This window comes from Pseudomonas sp. BC42 (genome assembly GCF_021560055.1).
Taxonomy (GTDB): Bacteria; Pseudomonadota; Gammaproteobacteria; order Pseudomonadales; family Pseudomonadaceae; genus Aquipseudomonas.
Map to the genome: position 1 here is coordinate 6791510 of NZ_CP091067.1, position 22431 is coordinate 6813940.

At 64.7% G+C, this 22431-nt stretch carries 26 protein-coding genes; 14 read left to right on the forward strand and 12 right to left on the reverse strand.

Annotated features, from left to right (window positions below; genetic code table 11):
* Positions 1 to 753 carry a gluconate 2-dehydrogenase subunit 3 family protein gene (locus tag L1O02_RS30665; RefSeq protein WP_108544931.1) on the reverse strand — a complete coding sequence of 251 codons (753 nt, stop codon included), beginning with the start codon at positions 751 to 753 and terminating at the stop codon, positions 1 to 3.
* Positions 754 to 1043: 290 nt separating this feature from the next.
* On the opposite strand from L1O02_RS30665, the gene L1O02_RS30670 reads away from it, so the two are divergent.
* The gene (locus tag L1O02_RS30670) at positions 1044 to 1703 is read left to right on the forward strand and encodes a tyrosine-protein phosphatase (protein ID WP_060836856.1); all 660 of its coding nucleotides are present in this window, start codon (positions 1044 to 1046) and stop codon (positions 1701 to 1703) included.
* A gap of 121 nt (positions 1704 to 1824) precedes the next feature.
* Here the strand turns inward: L1O02_RS30670 and L1O02_RS30675 are convergent, their stop codons facing one another.
* Positions 1825 to 2103, reverse strand: a complete 279-nt coding sequence (locus L1O02_RS30675; RefSeq protein WP_060836855.1) for a YheV family putative zinc ribbon protein — start codon at positions 2101 to 2103, stop codon at positions 1825 to 1827.
* A complete protein-coding gene (prlC, locus tag L1O02_RS30680; protein WP_235759318.1) occupies positions 2100 to 4151 on the reverse strand; it encodes an oligopeptidase A in 2052 nt (683 codons plus the stop codon). Before prlC ends, L1O02_RS30675 begins: the two co-directional genes overlap by 4 nt.
* Positions 4152 to 4265: 114 nt before the next feature.
* Between prlC and L1O02_RS30685 the strand changes: the two genes are divergently transcribed.
* Both L1O02_RS30685 and L1O02_RS30690 read left to right on the forward strand, forming a co-directional pair.
* The gene (locus L1O02_RS30685) at positions 4266 to 4811 is read left to right on the forward strand and encodes a gamma carbonic anhydrase family protein (RefSeq protein WP_235759320.1); all 546 of its coding nucleotides are present in this window, start codon (positions 4266 to 4268) and stop codon (positions 4809 to 4811) included.
* 27 nt (positions 4812 to 4838) lie between these two features.
* A complete protein-coding gene (locus L1O02_RS30690; RefSeq protein ID WP_108544932.1) occupies positions 4839 to 5495 on the forward strand; it encodes an HAD family hydrolase in 657 nt (218 codons plus the stop codon).
* Positions 5496 to 5623: 128 nt separating this feature from the next.
* On the opposite strand, the gene L1O02_RS30695 is transcribed toward L1O02_RS30690, so the two are convergent.
* Positions 5624 to 6712 carry an aminopeptidase gene (locus L1O02_RS30695; protein ID WP_235759322.1) on the reverse strand — a complete coding sequence of 363 codons (1089 nt, stop codon included), beginning with the start codon at positions 6710 to 6712 and terminating at the stop codon, positions 5624 to 5626.
* Positions 6713 to 6876: 164 nt separating this feature from the next.
* On the opposite strand from L1O02_RS30695, the gene L1O02_RS30700 reads away from it, so the two are divergent.
* A complete protein-coding gene (locus L1O02_RS30700) occupies positions 6877 to 7296 on the forward strand; it encodes a hypothetical protein (protein ID WP_060836851.1) in 420 nt (139 codons plus the stop codon).
* A gap of 6 nt (positions 7297 to 7302) precedes the next feature.
* On the opposite strand, the gene L1O02_RS30705 is transcribed toward L1O02_RS30700, so the two are convergent.
* Both L1O02_RS30705 and L1O02_RS30710 read right to left on the reverse strand, forming a co-directional pair.
* A complete protein-coding gene (locus L1O02_RS30705) occupies positions 7303 to 7536 on the reverse strand; it encodes a DUF1161 domain-containing protein (protein ID WP_060836850.1) in 234 nt (77 codons plus the stop codon).
* A 151-nt stretch (positions 7537 to 7687) separates the two neighbouring features.
* Positions 7688 to 8119: an OsmC family protein gene (locus L1O02_RS30710; protein WP_060836849.1), complete on the reverse strand. Its 432-nt coding sequence runs from the start codon at positions 8117 to 8119 to the stop codon at positions 7688 to 7690.
* A 241-nt stretch (positions 8120 to 8360) separates the two neighbouring features.
* Here L1O02_RS30710 and L1O02_RS30715 point away from each other — a divergent pair, with 241 nt between their 5' ends.
* Positions 8361 to 9362, forward strand: a complete 1002-nt coding sequence (locus L1O02_RS30715) for an LLM class flavin-dependent oxidoreductase (RefSeq protein ID WP_108544934.1) — start codon at positions 8361 to 8363, stop codon at positions 9360 to 9362.
* 62 nt (positions 9363 to 9424) lie between these two features.
* On the opposite strand, the gene L1O02_RS30720 is transcribed toward L1O02_RS30715, so the two are convergent.
* Both L1O02_RS30720 and L1O02_RS30725 read right to left on the reverse strand, forming a co-directional pair.
* Positions 9425 to 9649, reverse strand: coding sequence for a DUF1161 domain-containing protein (locus L1O02_RS30720; RefSeq protein ID WP_060836847.1), 225 nt, complete (start codon positions 9647 to 9649; stop codon positions 9425 to 9427).
* 134 nt (positions 9650 to 9783) lie between these two features.
* A complete protein-coding gene (locus L1O02_RS30725) occupies positions 9784 to 9999 on the reverse strand; it encodes a dodecin (RefSeq protein WP_016965134.1) in 216 nt (71 codons plus the stop codon).
* A gap of 157 nt (positions 10000 to 10156) precedes the next feature.
* On the opposite strand from L1O02_RS30725, the gene L1O02_RS30730 reads away from it, so the two are divergent.
* On the forward strand, positions 10157 to 10483 hold the full coding sequence (locus tag L1O02_RS30730) for a DUF883 family protein (protein WP_016965135.1): 327 nt from the start codon (positions 10157 to 10159) through the stop codon (positions 10481 to 10483).
* Here L1O02_RS30730 and L1O02_RS30735 read toward each other — a convergent pair.
* Positions 10480 to 11373, reverse strand: a complete 894-nt coding sequence (locus L1O02_RS30735) for a LysR family transcriptional regulator (RefSeq protein ID WP_060842061.1) — start codon at positions 11371 to 11373, stop codon at positions 10480 to 10482. The two genes, L1O02_RS30730 and L1O02_RS30735, sit on opposite strands and share 4 nt — an antisense overlap.
* Before the next feature lie 130 nt (positions 11374 to 11503).
* Here L1O02_RS30735 and trpB point away from each other — a divergent pair, with 130 nt between their 5' ends.
* The 3 genes from trpB (at position 11504) to L1O02_RS30750 (ending at position 14114) form a co-directional block, all read left to right on the forward strand.
* Positions 11504 to 12724, forward strand: coding sequence for a tryptophan synthase subunit beta (gene trpB, locus L1O02_RS30740; RefSeq protein WP_060836845.1), 1221 nt, complete (start codon positions 11504 to 11506; stop codon positions 12722 to 12724).
* The gene (gene trpA / locus L1O02_RS30745) at positions 12724 to 13536 is read left to right on the forward strand and encodes a tryptophan synthase subunit alpha (protein WP_060836844.1); all 813 of its coding nucleotides are present in this window, start codon (positions 12724 to 12726) and stop codon (positions 13534 to 13536) included. Before trpB ends, trpA begins: the two co-directional genes overlap by 1 nt.
* 122 nt (positions 13537 to 13658) lie before the next feature.
* The gene (locus L1O02_RS30750; RefSeq protein WP_060842060.1) at positions 13659 to 14114 is read left to right on the forward strand and encodes an anti-virulence regulator CigR family protein; all 456 of its coding nucleotides are present in this window, start codon (positions 13659 to 13661) and stop codon (positions 14112 to 14114) included.
* Between the two features lie 57 nt (positions 14115 to 14171).
* On the opposite strand, the gene L1O02_RS30755 is transcribed toward L1O02_RS30750, so the two are convergent.
* Complete coding sequence (locus L1O02_RS30755) at positions 14172 to 14498, reverse strand: DOPA 4,5-dioxygenase family protein (protein WP_060836842.1); 327 nt, start codon at positions 14496 to 14498, stop codon at positions 14172 to 14174.
* Between the two features lie 104 nt (positions 14499 to 14602).
* On the reverse strand, positions 14603 to 15601 hold the full coding sequence (locus tag L1O02_RS30760; protein WP_060836841.1) for a LysR family transcriptional regulator: 999 nt from the start codon (positions 15599 to 15601) through the stop codon (positions 14603 to 14605).
* 228 nt (positions 15602 to 15829) lie between these two features.
* On the opposite strand from L1O02_RS30760, the gene ubiA reads away from it, so the two are divergent.
* The gene (ubiA, locus tag L1O02_RS30765; RefSeq protein WP_235759324.1) at positions 15830 to 16738 is read left to right on the forward strand and encodes a 4-hydroxybenzoate octaprenyltransferase; all 909 of its coding nucleotides are present in this window, start codon (positions 15830 to 15832) and stop codon (positions 16736 to 16738) included.
* A 53-nt stretch (positions 16739 to 16791) separates the two neighbouring features.
* Positions 16792 to 17253 (forward strand): DoxX family protein, encoded by a 462-nt coding sequence (locus tag L1O02_RS30770; protein WP_060836839.1) that lies wholly within the window; start codon positions 16792 to 16794, stop codon positions 17251 to 17253.
* Here the strand turns inward: L1O02_RS30770 and L1O02_RS30775 are convergent.
* Positions 17219 to 18169 (reverse strand): LysR family transcriptional regulator, encoded by a 951-nt coding sequence (locus tag L1O02_RS30775; RefSeq protein ID WP_235759326.1) that lies wholly within the window; start codon positions 18167 to 18169, stop codon positions 17219 to 17221. The two genes, L1O02_RS30770 and L1O02_RS30775, sit on opposite strands and share 35 nt — an antisense overlap.
* A 114-nt stretch (positions 18170 to 18283) precedes the next feature.
* On the opposite strand from L1O02_RS30775, the gene betC reads away from it, so the two are divergent.
* From betC to L1O02_RS30790, 3 genes are all read left to right on the forward strand, one after another.
* Positions 18284 to 19813: a choline-sulfatase gene (betC, locus tag L1O02_RS30780; RefSeq protein ID WP_235759328.1), complete on the forward strand. Its 1530-nt coding sequence runs from the start codon at positions 18284 to 18286 to the stop codon at positions 19811 to 19813.
* Between the two features lie 15 nt (positions 19814 to 19828).
* Complete coding sequence (gene choX, locus L1O02_RS30785) at positions 19829 to 20746, forward strand: choline ABC transporter substrate-binding protein (RefSeq protein WP_235759330.1); 918 nt, start codon at positions 19829 to 19831, stop codon at positions 20744 to 20746.
* 108 nt (positions 20747 to 20854) lie between these two features.
* Positions 20855 to 22423 carry a SulP family inorganic anion transporter gene (locus L1O02_RS30790; protein ID WP_235759332.1) on the forward strand — a complete coding sequence of 523 codons (1569 nt, stop codon included), beginning with the start codon at positions 20855 to 20857 and terminating at the stop codon, positions 22421 to 22423.
* Positions 22424 to 22431: the final 8 nt, after the last annotated feature.

Sequence of the window (22431 nt, forward strand, 5' to 3'; positions counted from 1 at the left end):
TCAAGCCCTCTCGCCGCGAATCGATACTGCCGGGAAGGGGTACTGCTCGTTGCGTTCCACCCAATCCATGAAATCGGCGCGTGCGCCGGGAAAGCCGATCAGGGTCCAGCCCACCAGGCCTTTGTTGCCGCCATGGATCGGGTCGCTGAAGAAGCCTTCCTTGGTGTTCTGCAACAGCAGATTGAAGAAAAGCTTGGCCGGGACCGCCTCGAACTGCGGGGTTCCGGCTTCCAGCTGCTTGAGCAAAGCGTCTCGGGTAGCGCTGTCTTGCGCGGCAAAAACTTGACCCTTGAGGTCTTTGCACCATGCATCCACGGCGGCAATGCCCAGGCGATAGATGTCCTTGGGCACCAGCTTGCTCTGCCAGCCCATCTCCGGCGCGGCGTCGGCCTTGAACGGGCCTTGCATGTACCACAGGGCACCGGCGGCGTAGGGGGTGTTCATTTGCCGGTCGATGTACTCCGGCACCCCGGCTTCCAGGGCACCCGGGCCCATGTCGTCGGCGGGAATCAGGCGTTCCACCGCGGCCTTGATGAAGGCCCACTCTTCGGCGCTGAAGTAGCTCGGTTCATAGCTCGGGCTGCCCGTGGGCAGCTTGCCCGGCGCCGCCGGCCTGGCTGGGGCCGCTGCTTCGGGAGCCGCCGCCAGCATGGAACTGCCCAGGCCGGTACTGGCGACAGTGACCACGGGGATCAGGGTCAGGGATTTACGCAAGAACTCACGCCGCGGGTTGTCTCGATCTTGATCGGACATCGGTGCACCTCATCAGGCATTGATGGATTGGTCAGCCGCGTCATGGCGCGACTTTATGTTTGGGCAACGCAAAAAGCCGGGCCAGGCCCGGTGGATGAACACATCAGCAAACTTTGGTTACAAATGGTAGCAGGCTAAGCATCTGGATGAATCGTTTCAGGCGAAAAAGATCGCAGGCGGCCGGATATGGCCCATCCGCTTCACATTTCTTTGACGGCCGGCTCACAGGGCTTTGACCGAGCGTGGCGGACACTGGATGACATTCAATGCCCTCATTCAGTGACCCTCACATGTCCAGAACCCGCTTCATTGCTGCACTTTGTCTGTCGCTGCTGGCACTGATCGCCGGGCCACAGGCCCGGGCCGCCGATACTTCCGCCAATCGCCCGGAGCAATGGGCGCAGCCGGTGGAGAAGCAATACAACCTGTATCAGATGTCGCCGACCCTGTACCGCAGCGCCCTGCCGGACAAGGGCGCGGTGCCCCTGCTGGAAAAACTCAAGGTCGGGACCGTGATCAACTTCCTTCCGGAGTCCGACTCCAGCTGGCTGTCGAGTCCGGGCATCAACCAGGTGCAGTTGCCCTACCGCACCAACCATGTGGATGACGCCGACGTGCTCAAGGCCCTGCGCGCCATCCAGAGCGCCGAAGCCCAGGGCCCGGTGCTGATGCACTGCAAACATGGCTCGGACCGCACCGGCCTGATGTCGGCCATGTACCGGGTGGTGGTCCAGGGTTGGAGCAAAGAGGAAGCCCTGAATGAAATGACTCAGGGCGGATTTGGCGACAGTTCCCACTTCAAGGACGGCATTCGCTACATGATGCAGGCCGATGTCGACAAGTTGCGCACTGCGCTGGCCAATGGCGACTGCAGCACCAGCGTGTTCGCCACCTGTTCGGTGAAGAGCTGGTTCGAGACGGTGGGCGCGACCAAGCCGCTGAGCCACTAGGCACCGCCCCCTCTGTAGGAGCGAGCTTGCTCGCGAAAGCGCAGGTGGTGAGGGAAGGGGGTGGCGAAATGCTTCGCCGGCAAGCCGGCTCCTGCGAGGGAGCCGGCTTTTTACTGCCTGGTCAGTCGGTTTTTTTCTTCAACTTGGGGTTGGGGAAAAACTGCACCGATTGCACCTTGGTATCGGCGGCCTTGGGGGCCGCGTGGTTGACCCGGGTTCCCAGTTCCTTGGGCACCGACAGCCCCTGGGCGTTGAGGGTGTCGGCATAGCCACAGGCCACGCACTCGCGATGGGGCACGTCGTCCTCGCTCCACATCATCAGCTTGTCCTGCTCACTGCACGCCGGGCACACCGCCCCGGCGATAAAGCGTTTCTTGGTCTTCACGGGTGCGTCACTCATGCTGCCGCGTCCTCGCTGAGGCCGCTATGGCGCAAGAGTGCGTCAATCGACGGCGCCCGTCCGCGGAAGTCGACGAACAGCACCATCGGCTCCTGGGAACCGCCACGGGCCAGGATCGCCTCGCGAAAGGCGCGCCCGGTGGCCGGGTTGAGCACACCCTCTTCCTCGAACCTGGAGAAGGCATCGGCCGACAGCACTTCCGCCCATTTGTAGCTGTAGTAACCCGCCGCATAACCACCGGCGAAGATGTGGGCGAAGCTGTTGGGGAAGCGGTTGTAGGCCGGCGGACGCATCACCGAGACTTCGTCACGCACGGTTTCCAGCACTTGCAGCACGCTGCGGCCGTCGCCGTGGGTGGCATGCAGTTCGAAGTCGAACAGCGAGAATTCCAGCTGGCGCACCATCATCAGCCCGGACTGGAAGTTCTTCGCCGCCAGCATCTTCTGCAGCAGGTCCTGGGGCAGCGGCTCGCCGGTTTCATAGTGACCGGAGATCAGTGCCAGGCCTTCGGGCTCCCAGCACCAGTTCTCCATGAACTGGCTCGGCAGTTCCACCGCGTCCCAGGCCACGCCATTGATGCCGGAAACCCCGGCATGCTCGACCCGGGTCAGCAGGTGGTGCAGGCCATGGCCGAATTCGTGGAACAGGGTGGTGACTTCGTCGTGGGTCAGGAGCGCAGGCTTGCCGCTGTCGGCCGGGGTGAAGTTGCACACCAGGTTGGCCACCGGGCTCTGCAATACGCCGCCCACGGTGCGGCGACGGTCACGGGCGCCGTCCATCCAGGCACCGCCACGCTTGTTGGAGCGGGCGTAGAGGTCGAAGAAGAAGCGACCGACGTGCTGGCCGTTTTCCTTGATTTCGAACAGGCGCACGTCCGGATGCCAGCTGTCGAAGCCTTGCTGCTCGGCGATCTCGATGCCGTACAGGCGCTGGACGATGGCGAACAGGCCGCCAAGGACCTTGTCGATGGGGAAGTAGGCGCGCAGGGCTTCCTGGGACACGCTGTAACGCTGCTCGCGCAGCTTCTCGCCATAGAAACCGCTGTCCCAGCTTTGCAGGTCGGGGCAACCCTGTTCGGCGGCATAGGCCTTGAGCTGTTCCAGGTCCCGAGCGGCAAAGGGTTTGCTGCGCTTGGCCAGGTCCCGCAGGAAGCTCAGCACCTGATCGCTGGACTCGGCCATCTTGGTGGCCAGGCTGAGTTCGGAAAAGCTGGCAAAGCCCAGGAGCTTGGCCAATTCCTGACGCAGGTCGAGGATCTCTTCCATCACCGGGCCGTTGTCGTGCTGACCGGCGTTAGGGCCTTGGTCCGACGCCCGGGTGCAGTAGGCGGCATAGACCTCTTCACGCAGGGCACGGTCCTGGGCATAGGTCATCACCGCGTAGTAGCTGGGGAATTCCAGGGTGATCAGCCAGCCGTCCAGGCCCTTGGCCTGGGCCGCGGCGGCCATCTGCGCCTTGGCCGAATCGGTCAGGCCGGCCAGGGCCGCTTCGTCGGTAATGTGCTTGGTCCAGGCCTGGGTGGCGTCCAGCAACTGGTTGGAGAAACGGCTGGCCAGCTCGGACAGCTTGCTCTGCACCTGCGCGTAGCGCTGCTGCTGCTCCGGCGGCAGGTCGATGCCCGACAGGCGGAAGTCCCGCAGGGAGTGCTCGAGGATGGTCTTCTGCGCCACGTCGAAACCGGCGGCTTCAGGGCTCTTGGCCAGGGCGTCGAAAGCCTGGAACAGCTCGCGGTTCTGGCCCATTTCCGTGGAGTAGGCGCTCAAGGCCGGCAGGCAGGCCTCGTAGGCTTCACGCAGTTCGGCGCTGTTGCACACCGCGTTGAGGTGGCTGACCGGGCTCCAGGCCGCGCTCAGGCGATCATTGAGCTCGTCCATGGCCAATACCAGCCCGGCCCAGGTGGGCTGGGTGGCTTGGGTCTTGAGGATTTCAGCGATGGCGGCGCGGTTGTCAGCCAGGATCTGTTCGATGGCCGGTTGCACATGCTCGGCGCGGATCGCCGAGAACGGCGGCAGGTCGTAGGGCTGCAGAAGAGGGTTGTTCACACTCACGGTGGGCACCTTGGCTGGAAGAAACATGCAGGGAAACGTAGCACCATCTTAATTACAATGAGCGGCCACCGCAGCTATAGCCCCCATTAATAAATCTCAGAGAGGCATTCGCACTTGGCCATTCGCAGCTATCAGAACCACACCCCGAGCCTGGGCGAACGGGCCTTTGTCGACCACTCGGCCGTGGTCATCGGCGATGTGGAAATCGGCGCCGACAGCTCGGTCTGGCCACTGACGGTGATCCGCGGCGACATGCACCGCATCCGCATCGGCGCGCGCACCAGCGTGCAGGACGCCAGCGTGCTGCACATCACTCACGCCGGCCCCTTCAACCCCGACGGCTTCCCGCTGCTGATCGGCGACGACGTGACCATCGCCCACAAAGTCATGCTCCACGGCTGCAGCATCGGCAGCCGGGTACTGATCGGCATGGGCAGCATCGTCATGGACGGCGCGGTGGTGGAAGACGAGGTGATCGTCGGCGCCGGCAGCCTGGTGCCACCGGGCAAGCGCCTGGAAAGCGGCTTCCTGTATGTCGGCAGCCCGGTGAAGCAGGCGCGCCCGCTGACCGACAAGGAACGGGCGTTCTTCACCTACAGCGCCGGCAACTACGTGAAACTCAAGGACCTGCACCTGGCCGAAGGCTACGACCGGCCCTGATCCGCTACTGACTGCCGAGGAACCGCCATGCATTACCAAACCGTCCTGTTCGACCTCGACGGCACCCTGACCGACCCGCGCGAAGGCATTACCCGCTCGATCCAGTTCGCCCTGGGCCAGTTGGGTATCGACGAACCGGACCTGACCCGCCTGGAGCATTTCATCGGCCCGCCGCTGTTGCAGGCCTTCATGCAGTTCTACGGTTTCGACGAGGCCCGGGCCTGGGAGGCGGTGAACTTCTATCGCGAACGCTTCAAGGTCACCGGCCTGTACGAGAACCGCGTCTTCGACGGCGTCACGCCGCTGCTGGAAACCCTCGGCGGGCAGGGGCGCCAGCTGTACATCGCGACCTCCAAGCCCTGGGTCTTCGCCCGGGAAATCGCCCGCCACTTCGACTTCGCCCGCCACTTCAAGGTGATCTACGGCAGCGAACTGGACGGCACCCGCACCGACAAGGTGGAGCTGATCGCCCACGTGCTGGAACAGGAACAGCTGGACCCGGCCACGACCCTGATGATCGGCGACCGCAAGCACGACCTGATCGGTGCCAAGCGCAACGGCCTGGACGCGGCGGCGGTGGGCTATGGCTTTGGCAGCCGCGAGGAGTTGAGCGCCGAGGCGCCGGCCTATCACTTCGAAACGCTGGCCGAGCTGCATCAGGCGTTTTTGCGCTCCCAGGGTTAATGCCGATCAGTTAAGGACAGCGCTGTGAGAGCTTGCTTCCGCTGGCGCGCGCAGCGGCCCTAAAAAAGGGACTGCTCCGCAGTCCAGCGGGAGCAAGCTCCCTCGCCACAGGGTATTCGCCCTGGTTCCTACGAAGCGGGTGCCGTGTCTTGCAGCCGCACTAAAGCGGCCTTGCGCTGCTCGGCCGGCAAGTGCCCCAGCGTTTCCACGGCGCGAAAGAAAGCCGGCCAATCCCCGTTCACCTGCTTGAACAACCCGGCAAACGCCGGCACCCACTGGTCGTACAGGCCGAAAGGCAGCAAGCGGGCGTTGTTCAGCGGCTGGTCGATCCAGGCGTCATAGCGCTTGGAACCGGCCCACTGACTGTCGCGCATCTGCCGGTAATCCCGGCGCAACGTCTCGAAGGCCTGCGCCTTGCGCTGGCGCATATGCTCGGCGGGCAAGGGCAGGGCATACAGGCGCTCCAGGCGCTGGCGGGTGTCCAGCAACAGTTGGATGAACTGATCGCGCTGACGCACGTCGGTATTGTCCTGGGGCGCCAGCCCGCGATAGGCCCGCCATTGCCGGGTGCTTTCCTGCTCGACGAAGGTGGCGAAGGATTCGTTGAACTGGGTGTCGTCCTTCACATAGACGCGCTGATGCGCCAGCTCATGGAAGATCAGGGTCGCCAGGCGTTCATCGCCCCAGTGCATCATCGAACTGATGATCGGGTCATCGAACCAGCCCAGGGTCGAATAGGCCTCAACCCCGCCAATCGCCACGTCCATGCCCTGTTGCCGCTGCAGCGCCGCCTCGCCGCGAGCCGCGCCCTGGCTGTAATAGCCGCGATAGGCCACGCAACCGGCAATGGGAAAGCAGTGGGTCTGCGGGCTCAGGGAGAACTCCGGCGTGGCGAACACATTCCACACCACATAGGGCCGGCCGATGTCGACGTACAGCCGGTAGCTGCGGTTGTCCGGCAGGTGCAGGTGCCGGCTGGCAAAGTCCCGGGCCTGTTGCGACTGGGCCAGGTGGGCCCGCAGGGTCGGGTCACGGGCGGGATCTGCCAGCACCTCGGCCACCGGGGTGCGCGCCCGCAACAGTTGCAACTGGCCGCTGGCCAGTTGGCCGTAGTAACCCAGGCTGCTGCAGCCGCTGAGCAGGCCAAGCACCAGGATCGGCAGCAGGAGACGCGAAACGGCATCACGTATCCGATGGCATGAAGGAGGCCTGTTCAATGTGCATCATCCACAGAAAATCTGCCGGCAAGACTATCTCGCCAGCCCGACGCTGCGCCAGGCACCCGTGACGCCAGCGCAAAGGCCCGCAACACGAGCAGAGGGCTGCCAAGGTCGTTGATCAGCGTTATGCTCGGACTCCCCACGCTCAATCGGCCACTGTCATGCGCCACTTACTGCTCGCCCTCAGCCTCGCCGCCCTCGGCGCCTGCTCCAGCCCCTTGCCCAACGTCGATCCCCAGCAGGCATGGATCGACCTGGCCACGCCGACCCCGGGTGGCAAGCTGGTCATGGCCGAGCGCCTGGACAACCAGCGCCTGAGGGACGGTCGCTACTTCCAGGTCAGCCCCGGCAGCCACGAATTGATGGTGCGCTTCGATTTCGAAGTGTTCAGCGGCGGCATGGGCATGAACAACGACCCCCAGGAGCGCCTGTGCTACCTGAGCCTGCGCTACGACCATTTCCAGGCCGGCCAGCGCTATCGCCTGGAGGCGCGCAACCTGGCCTTCACCCCCAGCGCCCGGCTGTACAACGCCCAGGGCGAGATCGTGGCCGAGGAGCGGATGATCAACTGCGTGCCCTGACGCGGCTCAGCGATCGTTCTTCTGGTAGATGATCTTCTTGGTGCCGTTCTCACAGCTGCCGACCACCATGTTGTTGTCGTGGACTTCGTCGTTGGTGACGATTTCCAGGGTGTAGGAAGGCACGCCCTGAGCCTGGATCTTGGCTTCGATCTCGGCCTTGAGTTCATCACAAGGCTTGGGGGCGGCGAGGGCCGATGTGGCCAGCGCGCAACTTGCAACCGCCAAGGCAAAACGTTTCATGATCTAAAGCTCCCTTGCTGCGGCGCGCACGAGGGTGCACTGAAGCCGCCGTCGCGTATTCGACCACAGGTGCTTGTGCGCCGCACAGACGCCTTTGCCGGCAAGCCGGTTCCCGCAGACCGCTGCAGGAGCCGACTTGCCAGCAAAACCATCAGCCCAGCAGCGTCGCGTCCAGGCTGATCTTGGCGTTGAGCACCTTGGACACCGGACACCCTTCCTTGGCCTTGTTGCTCAGTTCGGTGAACTGCTGCTGGCTGGCGCCGGGGATCTTCGCCTTGAGGATCAGGTGCACCGCCGTGATGGCGAAGCCGCCGTCGACCTGATCCAGGGTCACTTCAGCCTGGGTGTCGATGCTGTCCGCCTTGAGCCCGGCCTCGCCGAGAATCATCGAAAAGGCCATGGAGAAGCACCCCGCATGGGCGGCACCGATCAACTCCTCCGGATTGGTGCCCTTGCCGCCCTCGAAACGGGCCTTGAAGCCGTAGGGCGCCTCGCGCAATACCCCGGTTTCGGTCGAGATCGAGCCGATGCCGGTTTTCAGATCACCTTCCCAATGCGCCGAGGCTTTCTTTTTGATACTCATCTCTTTCTCCTCAAGAACCGATGCGAAAGCTCGCACCACGCTGGTTTCTGTTGCCTAAGGGTTCTGAGGATAGATCTGATGGCAAAGTTCAGCCGGTGTGCAGCGGCGCTCTTTACCCGACAAATTCACTCTGACTATTGAATCTCGGGTATATGCCCACATTGCATAGATCTGACTTACAGATTTCGGCAGGTTTTGGCTCATGACAAAGGCCTGCGCACCCTCAAGGAGAAGCAGGCTTATGAAACCGCTGTCCGCTGTTAAATTCTCGACCCTCGACCTGGTGCCCGTGCGTGAAGACGGCAGCCCGGCGCAGTCTCTGCGCAACTCCCTGGACTTGGCGCAACACGTGGAAAAGCTCGGCTACACGCGCTTCTGGGTCGCCGAGCACCACAACATGGACGGTATCGCCAGCTCCGCCACCTCGGTACTGATCGGCTATCTGGCCGGTGGCACCTCGACCATTCGCGTCGGCTCCGGCGGGGTGATGCTGCCCAACCATGCGCCGCTGGTGATCGCCGAACAGTTCGGCACCCTGGAAAGCCTGTACCCGGGACGCATCGACCTCGGCCTGGGCCGGGCGCCGGGTTCCGACCAGATGACCGCCCGGGCCTTGCGTCGGGAGCGCTCCGGCAGCGCCGACGACTTCCCCGAGGACGTGGCGGAACTGATGTCCTATCTCGGCCCACGGACCCCGGAACAACGGGTGATCGCGATGCCGGGCAGCGGGACCAACGTCCCGGTGTGGCTGCTGGGCTCCAGCCTGTTCAGTGCGCAATTGGCCGGGGAACGGGGTTTGCCCTACGCCTTCGCCTCGCATTTCGCACCGCGCTACCTGCATGAGGCGATTCGCGTCTATCGCAATCACTTCAAGCCTTCGGCAGTACTCGACAAGCCCTATGTGATGCTGGGGGTGCCGCTGGTGGCGGCCGATAGCGATGAACAGGCCGACTACCTGGCGACCTCGGTGTACCAGCGGATCCTGGCGCTGATGCGCGGCCAGAGCCTGGTACAGCGCAAGCCGGTGACCAGCATGGACGGCCTGTGGCTGCCCCACGAGAAGGAAGCGGTGTCGAGTTTCCTCGGCCTGGCGATGATCGGCAGTCCGGCGAAAATCCGCGCCAAGCTCGAAGTCCTGATCGAACAGACCGGCGCCGATGAGCTGATCTTCACCTGCGATCTGTACGAGCACGCCGATCGGCTGCACTCCTACGAGCTGCTGTCACAGGTGATGCAAGGCTAAATTGACGGGCATAAAAAAGCCGACGCCCAGGCGTCGGCTTTTTATTGAACATCTACAGGGGTTCAACCGCGCTTGTAGACAATCTCCTTGGAACCCGCTTCGCAGGTGCCAACCACTTTGCCATCCGCCGCCGCGCCTTTGTCGACCACTTCCAGCGAATAATGCTTGGCGCCCTTGGCGTCGATCTTCGCGGCGATCTCGCTTTTCAGCTCCTCGCACGGCTTGCCGGCGGCAAGGGCTGTTCCCGCAAGACTCAACAAAGCAGCTGCTAATACTAGTTTTTTCATCGGTCGCATTCCCTGGTCGGATCAAAAGAGGCGGCGTTGACGCCAGCCTGACAGAGGCTCAAGACAGTTGTAGCGCTTTGCCATTTCCTATGGCACTCGGCCAGCGCACAAGTTCCAGAGCCTAGCTCAAGCTTTTAACTATTGGCAATCCGGAAGCCGACCTTGAGGGTGACCTGAAAATGCGCGGCCTTGCCGTCCTTGATATGGCCCCGGGTTTCGGTCACTTCGAACCACTCCAGGTGCTTGATGCTTTTATGCGCCTCGGCCAGCGCGTTATTGATTGCCTCTTCGATGCTGTTCGGCGACGAACCCACCAGTTCGACTTTCTTGTAGGTGTGATGATCAGTCATGGCGCTCTCCTTTTTTGCTGTGAAATACAGCCTAGCAGTGATTTTTCTTATTACTTGGGGCGCCATTGCTCACGGCTAGTTCAGATTTTCTGCACTTTCCGAACAGGCCGCAGTCGGAACCTACAGAGTCCGTTCACTACCCTGCAGGAGAGCCGACATGGCCAACACCTCGTTACGCAAAGCCTCACTGGAAAGTATGGAAGCCGAGATCGAAAGCCTGCTCAAATCCCTGGAAAGCCTCAAGGACGATGCGACCGACGAATCGCGCAAGACCCTCAAGGCCCTCAAGAGCAACGCCGAGAATGCCCTCAAGCATTCCCGCAGCCTGATCAGCGATGCCTATGAAGAAGTCAAAGTGAAAACCCGGGAAACCGGTATCGCCACCCGCGACTACGCCCAGGAACACCCGTGGGCGACCGCCGGTGTCGCGGTCGGGGCCATCGGCCTGCTGGCCGCCTACCTGCTGTGCAAGCGCGGCAACTAAACCGGCTGGCGCAGTTCGTTTTTCAACCACTGCGCCAACTGTCGGGCGCGCCCATCCGCGGCGCGCTTGGGTAACCACAGTGCCAGTTGCCCCGGGGTGTCGGAAAACCCCCACGGGGCAACCAGCCTGCCCGCCAGCAAGTCCTCGGCCACCAGCGGCTCCGGCGCGATTGCCACGCCCAGCCCAGCCACCGCCGCTTCCAGCAAGTAATACAGATGTTCGAACCCCTGCCCGTACTTCAGCGCCTCGGCGGCGATGCCGTTGTGTCGAGCCCAGCTGGGCCAGGCCTGGGGACGCGACGTGGTGTGCAGCAGCGACTCCGCGCCAAGGGCCGTGGCCGGCGCCGTGCGCAACCGCGAGTAACCGCCATAGCGCGGGCTGAGCACCGGCCCGATGCGCTCGCAGGCCAGCTCATAGACCTGCATGTCCGCCGGCCACGGCGGCTCGGCAAACACCAGCAGGGCATCCAGCCCCGGGCGCCGGGGGTCCAGGTCCCCTTCACCGGCGGAGAGGTGCAGGCGCAGGTCCGGCAGGTCGGCATTCAGGCGCCCCAGGCGCGGAATCAGCCAGCGCGCCAGCAGGCTGCCGGAGCAACCCAGGACGAACGGCGCGTCGGCGCTGCCCCGGGTCAGCTCGCCGCAGACGTCCCGCAGCCGCTCGAAGGCCTCGCTGCTGGCATCGCGCAGCCGAACCCCGGCATCTGTGAGTTTAATGCCACGTCCATCCTTGACGAACAGGCTCAGGCCCAAGTGTTCCTCCAGCACTTTCAACTGCCGGCTCACCGCGCCATGGGTGACATGCAGTTGTTCGGCAGCCTGGCTGACGCTGTTAAGCCGGGCGGTGGCTTCGAAGGCCCGTAGGGCATTCAGGGGGGGCAGGTCGCGGCTCATGGGATAGGTGAGTTTTCCTGACAGGTTGCGGCGATCTTATCGGTTTTCAGCCTTCGGTGTCAGGGGTAGAGTGAGCCCCATTGTCCTTCCACGAATTTGTCTTTCCCCACCCTTGCCCGGGAGCGCTGCAATGACTCAGTCCCAATTGCGTAATGGTCCAGACGACAACGGCCTGTTCGGCGCGTTCGGCGGCCGTTACGTGGCCGAAACCCTGATGCCGCTGATCCTCGACCTGGCCCGCGAATACGAAAAGGCCAAGGAAGATCCCGAGTTCCTCAAGGAGCTGGCCTACTTCCAGCGCGACTACGTCGGCCGCCCAAGCCCGCTGTACTTCGCCGAACGCCTGACCGAACACTGCGGCGGCGCCAAGATCTACCTCAAGCGCGAAGAGCTGAACCACACCGGCGCGCACAAGATCAACAACTGCATCGGCCAGATCCTCCTGGCCCGGCGCATGGGCAAGAAACGCATCATCGCCGAGACCGGCGCCGGCATGCACGGCGTGGCCACCGCCACCGTGGCCGCGCGCTTTGGCCTGGAATGCGTGATCTACATGGGCACCACCGACATCGAGCGCCAGCAGGCCAACGTGTTCCGCATGAAGCTGCTGGGCGCCGAAGTGATCCCGGTCGTGGCCGGCACCGGCACCCTGAAAGACGCCATGAACGAAGCCCTGCGCGACTGGGTGACCAACGTCGACAGCACCTTCTACCTGATCGGCACCGTGGCCGGTCCGCACCCGTACCCGGCCATGGTCCGCGACTTCCAGGCGGTGATCGGCAAGGAAACCCGCGAACAGCTGCAAGCCCAGGAAGGCCGCCTGCCGGACAGCCTGGTGGCGTGCATCGGCGGCGGCTCCAACGCCATGGGCCTGTTCCACCCGTTCCTCGACGATAAAAGCGTGCAGATCATCGGCGTCGAAGCCGCCGGCTACGGCATCGAGACCGGCAAGCATGCCGCCAGCCTCAACGGCGGCGTACCGGGCGTGCTGCACGGCAACCGCACCTTCCTGCTGCAGGACGACGATGGCCAGATCATCGACGCCCACTCGATTTCCGCCGGCCTCGACTACCCCGGCATCGGCCCGGAACACGCCTGGTTGCACGATATCGGCCGCGTCGAATACACCTCGGTGACCGACGACGAAGCCCTGGCCGCGTTCCACCAGTGCTGCCGCCTGGAAGGCATCATCCCGGCCCTGGAAAGCGCCCACGCCCTGGCCGAAGTGTTCAAGCGCGCGCCGACCCTGCCCAAGGATCACCTGATGGTGGTCAACCTCTCGGGCCGTGGCGACAAAGACATGCAGACCGTCATGCACCACATGCAACAGTCCCAGCAGGAGAAACACTGATGAGCCGCCTGCAAACCCGCTTTGCCGAGCTGAAGCAACAGAACCGCGCGGCCCTGGTGACCTTCGTCACCGCCGGCGACCCCAATTACGACACCTCCCTGGCGATCCTCAAGGGCCTGCCCGCGGCGGGCGCCGACGTGATCGAACTGGGCATGCCCTTCACCGACCCGATGGCCGACGGCCCGGCGATCCAGCTGGCCAACATCCGCGCCCTGGGCGCCAAGCAAAACCTGGCGAAAACCCTGCAGATGGTCCGCGAGTTCCGCGCAGGCAACAGCGACACCCCGCTGGTGCTGATGGGCTACTTCAACCCGATCCACCACTACGGCGTGCCGCGCTTCATTGCCGACGCCAAGGCCGCCGGGGTCGACGGCCTGATCGTGGTGGACATGCCGCCGGAACATAACAGCGAGCTGTGCGACCCGGCCCAGGCCGCCGGCATCGACTTCATCCGCCTCACCACCCCAACCACCGACGATGCGCGCCTGCCCAAGGTCCTCGACGGCAGTTCCGGCTTTGTCTACTACGTCTCGGTGGCCGGCGTGACCGGTGCCGGCGCCGCCACCCTGGAACACGTGGAAGAAGCCGTGGCCCGCCTGCGCCGCCACACCGAGCTGCCGATCAGCATCGGTTTCGGCATCCGTACCCCGGAGCAAGCGGCCGCCATCGCCCGTCTGGCGGACGGCGTGGTGGTGGGCTCGGCGCTGATCGACCACATCGCCCATGCCGAGTCTTCCGAGCAAGCGGTGGACGGTGTCCTGAGCCTGTGCGCGGCCCTGGCCGAAGGCGTACGTAAGGCCCGGGTCAGCTGAGGGTAAAGTTCCTGATACAGAGGAATTAGCGCCTCTGGACGCACACTAAACAGACAAGACCGAGGGTTTCAGAACCGCTGTTCTGAAACCCTTTTTGTTGTTTGTGCTGCGAGGAATGCCTGATGAAAATGCCCAAACGTCTGATTGCCGGAGCCGTGGTGCTGCTGCTCGGCGCCAGCCCGTTGCTGCACGTGATGGCCGACGAACGCGGCGACCATGGCCATGGCGATGATCGTGGAGGACCACCGCCGGGCCATTGGGACAATCGAGGCAACGAACACCGCGGTCCGGACAACGACCGGCGCGGTGGCCCACCGCGGGACTTCGGCCCGGTACGCCAGACCATCCACGACAATCGCGGCTACTTCGTGCGGGGCGCCCCTCCACCTCCCGGCATCCGCCTGGTGCGCGGCCAACCCTTGCCCCGCGGCTACTACGGCGAACGCCTGGATGGGCGTGCCCTGTCACGCCTGCCGGTCTACCCGGGCTATGAATGGCGACGCATGGGCGGCGATATCTTCCTGATGGCCGTGGGCACCGGCATCGTCTACGAGATCCTCGACGGCGTGCTCTACTGATCGTTTTTCAACCAGCCGACTCCCCCGCGGGAGCCGGCTGCCCGGCCAGGCGCCCCCTCAGAACCCTGTCAGATCCAGCGGCCGCATGGCCCCCATCCAGATCGCATGATCGGTGTGATCCCGCAGATCGTCCCCGGTGTCCGGGTGCAGGAACACCACCAGCCCCTGACGGTTGAGGGCCAGCCACGGCACCACCTGGGCAAACACCTCTGGCGCGAACGCCAGCTGGCAGCTCCAGTCCGGATGCGGTCCAACCGGCCGCTGGTGCACCCGGCCCATTTTCAGCTCGAACAACTGCGCCGCCTGTTCGCACAAGGCCCGGGCGCGCTCGAGGGTGCTGGCGTCAAAGTAGACATGGGCGTGATAGCCCTTGATCCGTTGCATGCAAAGCCTCGCGATAAAGACGAGCCCTCAAGGCTCGCCACAGATGCAGAACACCCGCTGTGAAGAAAACACCGGCCCCATGAAAACACCGAAAGCCGACCGGCTCAAAGCGCTTGCGCCAGCGTCGCCGCCACCTCCAGCAGTTGCTGGCGCAGCCAGAGATGGGCCGGGTCGGCACTGTTGCGCCCGTGCCAGATCGCCAGCAGCGATGAGGGCTCGACCGCCAGCGGCAGCGCCCGCCGGCACAGGCCAAAACGCTGTTCGAAGGCCCGGGCCAAGGGTTCCGGCACAATCGCCACCAGGCGCGACTGCTCCAGCAACTGCGGCAGCACCAGGGCATGGGGCAGGGTGACCTTGTACTGGGGACGCCGGCCAATCGCCGCCAGTGCCTGCTCCAGGCGCTGGCGATCGAACATCTCCGACTGCCGGGCAATGCCGCGCTCGAGAATGTAGCCGTTGACCGCGCCTTCCTCCTGCCCGCCCACCGACAGCGTGATCAACGGCTGGTCCGCCAGGGCCTCAAGCGTCAGTACGGGCAGGTCGAGCAAGGGATGCTCGGGGCACATCAGCAACTCATCCTGCTGCCGCCAGAGACAGGCGCTGTGCACCCGCTGCGGCAACTCGGCAAACACCCCGACGGCCAGATCGATACGTCCGACATCGATCTGCTCGGCCAGGTCCAGGCGGGTCGCCGGACGCACCACCAGATCCACCCCCGGCGCCACCTGGGCCAGGCGCCGCAGCAAGGGCGCCAACAGCACCGAACTCAGGTAGTCGTTGGCCGCCAGGGTGAAGGTACGCGTCGCGCGGGCGGGGTCGAATGGCTCCACGCCGACCGTGTGTTGAATGGTCAGCAGCGCCTCGCGCAGCGGGCCGGCAATCGCCTCGGCCCGGGCCGACGGCTGCATGCCCTTGGCCGTGCGAATGAACAGCTCGTCCTGCAAGGACTCGCGCAGCCGGGTCAGGGCATGGCTGACCGCCGACTGGCTCAGATGCAGGCGCTTGCTGGCCAGCAGGATGCTGCGGTCCTCATAGACCGCATCGAAAACCCGCAGCAGGTTGAGGTCGATACGCGGAACGCGGGGCACTTCATCACGGAGCATATTGCAGATCCTGCAGGAGGCTATTGCGGATTGTTCCCTTGCCGCAACGGGCGGGGGCGGGCAACTTTAGCGCATCCGACCAGCAAGCAGATGGCACTGAAAATCAACCCGTGCGATCACGGCAGCGGCTTGCCCGACGTTCAGTGACCGCCACCGGCCTGAGTGTTTTTTGAACACTTGAAAGCGCTGGGTCGTGATCAACACCGTGCTCACATTCAGGGACCGAAGATGCCCGCAAGCCCCGACCTCAATGACATCCGCGCCCATGACTGGGTCGCGACCCGCCTGCCGCGATCCTGGCAGGCCTACGCCCGCCTGATGCGCCTGGACCGGCCCATCGGCACCTGGCTGACCCTGCTGCCAGCCCTGGCCGCGCTTATCCTCTGCGCCGGGCGCATTCCCCCGGTCGGCACCGTGCTGGTGTTCGCCCTCGGCGCCCTGCTGATGCGCAGTGCCGGCTGCTGCATCAACGACATCCTCGATCGCGGCTTCGACGCCCGGGTCAACCGCACCCGCCAGCGGCCCCTGGCCCAGGGTTCGCTGAGCCTCGCCCAAGCCCTGGCCTGCCTGGCCGTGACGTTGCTGCTGGCCGCCGGGTTGCTGCCGCTTCTGCAACCGGCGACGGTGCTGCTGGCCCTGTGCTGCGTGCCCCTGACCCTGGTCTATCCGCTGTTCAAGCGCTTCACCCACTGGCCCCAGGCGTTTCTCGGCGCGGTGTTCAACTGGGGCGTGCTCATGGCCAGCGTGGAAACCACCGGCAGCCTGCAACCCAGTGCGCTGGCGCTGTGGCTGGGCTGCCTGTTCTGGCAGTTGGGCTACGACACCCTCTATGCCTACAGCGACCGTGAGGACGACCTGAACATGGGCCTGCGCTCCACCGCCACGCTGTTCGCCGAACGGGGCAGGACCTGGATCGCCGGGTTCTACGCCATGACCCTGCTGTGCTGGTGCGGCGCGGGCCTGCTGGCCGGTGCCAACCCGGGCTTTTTCATCCTGCTGCTGCCAATCGCCCTGGCCCTGGCCTACCAACTCAGCCTGTTCAGCCCGGACCACCCGGAGCCCTGCAACCACCTGTTTCGCAGCAACGTCCACATCGGCGTGCTGTTACTGGTCGGCGCCTCGGTGGCCATCGTTTGACCGCCGGACACTCAGCAATCCGCAACCTTCCCAACCACACAAGGACTTGTCATATGCCTGCACTCCCAATCAGATCGCCGCTCCAGGCACCGGAACAATGGGCCGCCCTGTTCCTGCGCCTGGCCCTGGGCGCCATGTACGTCGCCCACGCCCTGTTCAAGATCCTGGTCCTGGGCTGGCCGGGCACCCTCAAGCTGTTCGGCGCCACCGGCATGCCCGAGTGGCTGACCTACCCGGCGGTGTGCGCCGAGCTGGTGGGGGGCTTGCTGCTGATCCTCGGAGTCGGCGTGCGCTGGATCGCCCTGGGGCTGATGCCGATGCTGCTGGGGGCGATCGTCTTCGTCCACGGCGCCCACGGCTGGATCTACACCAGCCCGGGGGGCGGCTGGGAATACCTGGCCTTCCTCGCGGTGGTATCGCTGGCGCTGGTGTGCCTGGGCAACGGCGCACTGTCCCTGTGGAGCCTGTTCAAGGTGCCGTCTACAGGGCAATGGACGGCAACGCCAGCCCCCTGAGGGAATGGGCACTGCCGGCCTGCTCGGCCATCAGCCAGTCGACGAAGCGCTGGATCAACGGTCCGCGACGCTTGCGCGGCGGCAGCACCACGTAATAGCCGTAGGCGGACAGCGCACTCTGGGCGATCGGCCGGCACAACAGCCCCTGTGCCAGCAGATCGTCCACCAGATGACGCCAGCCGATGGCCACGCCTTGGCCGCCGATGGCCGCCTGGATCAGCAGGGTGTAATTGTCGAAACGCAATTGCCCCGGGGGCGGGGCGCCGGCCAGGCCCAGTTCGCGGAACACCCCGCTCCAGTCGAACCAGTGACTGGCGTTTTCCCCCCGCAGGTGCAGCAGCGGCATCTCCAGCAGGGCCTGGGCGGGCAGGGGCGCCAGGCGCTCCTTGAGCAGCAGCGGGCTGCACACCGGAAACACTTCCTCGCTGAACAGCCAGTGGCTTTCGCCATGCTTGAAACGTCCGTCGCCGAACAGCACCGCCACATCGATATCGCTGCGCAACATGCTGTGGCTGCGTTCACTGGTCACCAGGCTGACGTCCACCTGGGGGTTGGCCTGATGGAAACGATGCAGGCGCGGCATCAGCCAGTAGGCGGCGAAGGCGAAATCCGTGGCCACCTGCAACACCTCATGCTGATGCTGCTGGGCCAGGGCCGTGAGGCCGGCGTCGATGCTCTGCAGGCCGGCCTGTACCTGTTCCAGCAACAGCGCGCCGGACTCGGTCAGTTCGATGCCGCGGTAGATGCGGTCGAACAGGCGCACCTGCAACTGCTCTTCCAGGCGCTTGATCTGCTGGCTGATGGCCGGCTGGGTAGTGCCCAGTTCCACCGCCGCTGCGGTGAAGCTGCGCAGACGCGCGGCCGCTTCAAACACCCGGAGCAGGTCCAGGGACAGGTCACCAAGGGCTTCATACATAAGCGCTGCTTATCCTAGTCATTGCCGCACATGGGCTTTACCGCCAAAGACATGGAATCCATGCTCGATCGCAGCACTTTCGCATAACCGTCGACTATGGAATGCCGCGAACCCATGAAGCGCAAGAACATTCTTTTCATCATGGCCGACCAGATGGCCGCGCCCTTGCTGCCGTTCTACGGTCCATCGCCGATCCAGCTGCCGCACCTCAGCCGCCTGGCCGCCCGGGGCGTGGTGTTCGACGCCGCCTACTGCAACAGCCCGCTGTGCGCGCCCTCGCGCTTCACCCTGGTCAGCGGCCAGTTGCCGAGCAAGATCGGCGCCTACGACAACGCCGCGGACTTTCCCGCCGACGTGCCCACCTATGCCCACTACCTGCGGCGCCTGGGCTATCGCACCGCGCTGTCGGGCAAGATGCACTTCTGCGGCCCGGACCAGTTGCACGGCTACGAAGAACGCCTGACCACCGACATCTACCCCGCCGACTACGGCTGGGCGGTGAACTGGGATGAGCCTCAGGTGCGCCCCAGCTGGTACCACAACATGTCCTCGGTGCTGCAGGCCGGCCCTTGCGTGCGCACCAACCAACTGGATTTCGACGAAGAGGTGGTGTTCAAGGCCCGGCAATACCTGTTCGACCACGTTCGCGCGGGCGGCGACCAGCCGTTCTGCCTCACCGTGTCCATGACCCATCCCCACGATCCCTACACCATTCCCAAGGCGTTCTGGGACCTGTACCGCGACGACGACATTCCACTGCCCCAGACCCCGCCCCAGAGCGAGCTGGACCCGCACTCCCAGCGCCTGCTCAAGGTCTACGACCTGTGGGACAAGCCGCTGCCTGTGGATAAGATCCGCGACGCGCGGCGGGCCTACTTCGGCGCCTGCAGCTACATCGACAGCAACGTCGGCAAGCTGCTGCAGACCCTGGAAGACACCGGGCTGGCGGACGACACGTTGATCGTGTTTTCCGGCGACCACGGCGACATGCTCGGCGAGCGTGGCCTCTGGTACAAAATGCACTGGTTCGAGATGGCCGCCCGGGTGCCGCTGCTGATCTGCGCACCGGGGCAGTTCGCCGCCGGGCGGGTCGGCGCCGGGCGGGTCGGCGCCGCGGTGTCCACCGCCGACCTGCTGCCGACCCTGGTGGAACTGGCCGGCGGCCATGTGGAGCCCAACCTGCCCCTGGACGGCCGCTCCCTGGTCCCCCATCTGCTGGGGCAGGGCGGCCACGATGAGGTGTTCGGCGAATACATGGCCGAGGGCACCATCAGCCCGCTGATGATGATTCGCCGGGGCGCCTACAAATTCATCTACAGCGAAGACGACCCGTGCCTGCTCTTCGATGTCGCCCACGACCCGCAAGAGCGTATCGACCTCAGCCAGTCGGCCGAGCATCGAGCGCTGTTCGACGCCTTCCTCGCCGAGGCCCGGGCCAAGTGGGACATCCCGGCCATTCACCAACAGGTCCTGGCCAGCCAGCGCCGTCGCCGCCTGGTGGCCGACGCCCTGAACCGGGGCACGCGCAAGAGCTGGGATCACCAGCCCCTGGTCGACGCCAGTGCGCAATACATGCGCAACCACATCGACCTCGACGATCTGGAGCGCAAGGCACGTTATCCACAACCCTGCCAACACCAATAATCCAAGGGGAAGAGCATGCAAACGTTATCCACAGCGCTGGCCGTCGGGTTCCTGGCTCTGGGCAGCGCAACCGCCTGGGCCGACTCGTGCGCAACCGTGAAAATGGCCGATCCGGGCTGGAGCGACATCGCCGCCACCAACGCCATCGCCAGCTTTCTGCTGGAGGGCATGGGCTACAAGGCCAAGATCGACACCCTGGCGGTGCCCATCACCTACGGCGGCCTCAAGGACGGCCAGGTGGATGTGTTCCTGGGCAACTGGATGCCGGCGCAGCAGGGCTTCTACGACAAGTTCGTGGCCAATGGCGAGGTGATCCAGCTGGCGAAGAACCTGGAAGGCACCGAGTTCACCCTGGCGGTTCCGGACTACGTGTGGAACGCCGGGGTGCATGATTTCGCCGACCTGAACACATTCGCCGACAAGTTCGACAGGAAGATCTACGGCATCGGCTCCGGTGCTCCGGCCAACCTGTCGCTGCAGGCGATCATCAAGAACAACGAGTTCAATCTAGGCCAGTGGAAGCTGATCGAGTCCAGCGAGCAGGCGATGCTCGCCGAGGTGTCCCGGGCCACGAAAAAACAGCGCTTCGTGACCTTCCTCGGCTGGACCCCGCACCCGATGAACGTGCAGCTGAACATGCGTTACCTGACCGGGGGCGAGCAGTACTTCGGCGCCAGCGGCAGCGTCTACACCCTGACCCGCAAGGGTTATGCACAGGCCTGCCCGAACGTCGGCAAGCTCCTGAGCAACCTGCGGTTCACCCAGGACATGGAGAACGCCATCATGGCCGAGGTGGTGAACAACAAGCTCAGCAACGCCGATGCCGCCAAGGCCTGGATCAAGGCCAACCCGGCGGTGCTGGAGCAATGGCTGGAAGGGGTCCGGACCATCGATGACAAAGAGGCCCTGGCGGCGGTGAAGGCCAAGTTGTAGCCCAAGGTGCGCCGGCTCCTGCGGGATCAGGGGCCAGCCTCGCCACATGCCCGAAGCCTGACAATGCATTACCCTGGCCCCCTCGAATTCCCCCATCCGTGAGCAACCATGGCCTGGCCCAACCGCCATTCACTTCTGCCTTTTCTCGGCTGGCTGCCCCAGCAGACCCGCGCCAGCGTCGGTCGTGATCTGCTGGTGGGGCTCAGTGGCGCGATCCTCGCCCTGCCGCAATCGATCGCCTATGCGCTGATTGCCGGCCTGCCGCCGGAGTACGGGCTGTACGCGGCCATAGTCCCGGTGCTGGTGGCCTGCCTCTGGGGCTCGTCCTGGCACCTGATCTGCGGGCCCACGGCAGCGATTTCCATCGTGCTGTATGCCAGCGTCAGCCCCCTGGCGGTGCCGGCGTCCGAGGACTACGTCACCCTGATCCTGCTGCTGACCCTGCTGGCGGGGATCTTCCAGTGGCTGCTGGGGCTGCTGCGTTTCGGCGCCCTGGTGAACTTCGTCTCGCATTCGGTGGTGCTGGGTTTCACCCTCGGTGCCGCGGTGGTGATTGCCCTGGGGCAATTGCCCAACCTCCTGGGCCTGGAGCTGCCGAACCAGGCCACCGCCCTCAATAGCCTGAGCTTGCTGCTGGAACACCTGGACGCTGTGGACAAGCCTTCGCTGTTGCTGGGGCTGGGCAGCCTGATCGTCGGCCTCGGCCTGAAGCTGCTGGCGCCACGCTGGCCCAGCCTGTTGCTCAGCCTGGTGCTCAGTGCGCTGGTGGTCTGGTTGCTGCCGGGGGTGTTCGGCCACGTCAAATTGGTCAGCGCCTTCGTGGGCCGGCTACCGCCCTTGAGCCCGTTGCCACTGGACCTGGATCTGGTCCTGCGGCTGCTGCCCAGTGCCGTGGCGGTGGGGATGCTGGGGCTGGTCACCAGCCTGTCGATTGCCCGCTCACTGTCGGCACGTTCGGAACAACTGCTCGACGCCAACCAGGAAGTCCGCGCCCAGGGCCTGTCGAACATGGTCGGGGCGTTTTTCTCCGGCTACCTGTCCTCCGGCTCTTTCACCCGCTCGGGCTTGAGTTATGAAGCCGGTGCCCGCTCGCCCCTGGCCGGGGTGTTCTCGGCGTTGTGGGTGGCGCTGTTCGCGGTGGCCGGCGCCGGGCTGATCACCCACATCCCGATTCCGGCCATGGCCGGCAGCATCCTGCTGATCTGCTGGGGGCTGGTGGACCATCGGGGCATCCGTGACCTGTTCCGGGTCAGCCGCGCCGAATTTGTGGTGATGAGCCTGACCTGCATCGCCACCTTGCTCCTGGAGCTGCAGACGGCGATCTATGCCGGGGTCCTGGCGTCGCTGTTCTTCTACCTCAAGCGCACGTCGCAACCACGGGTGCAGCAGTCCAGCGAGGGCGATGCCAACGTCCTGCGGGTCGGCGGCTCGATCTTCTTTGGCGCCAGTCATTACCTGCAAGTGCGCATGCAACGCTGCCACGCACCGAAACTGGTGATCGACGCCCGGCAGATCAACTTCATCGACTATTCAGGGGTGGCGATGCTGCATCAGGAGGCGCGCCGACTGAAACGCCAGGACCGCAGCCTGACCCTGCGCCGGGCCCGGCAAGCGGTGAAAGAGGAATTGATCAAGCTCGAAGGACCGGAGCACTGCCCGATCCACTTCGAAGACTGAACCCGCAG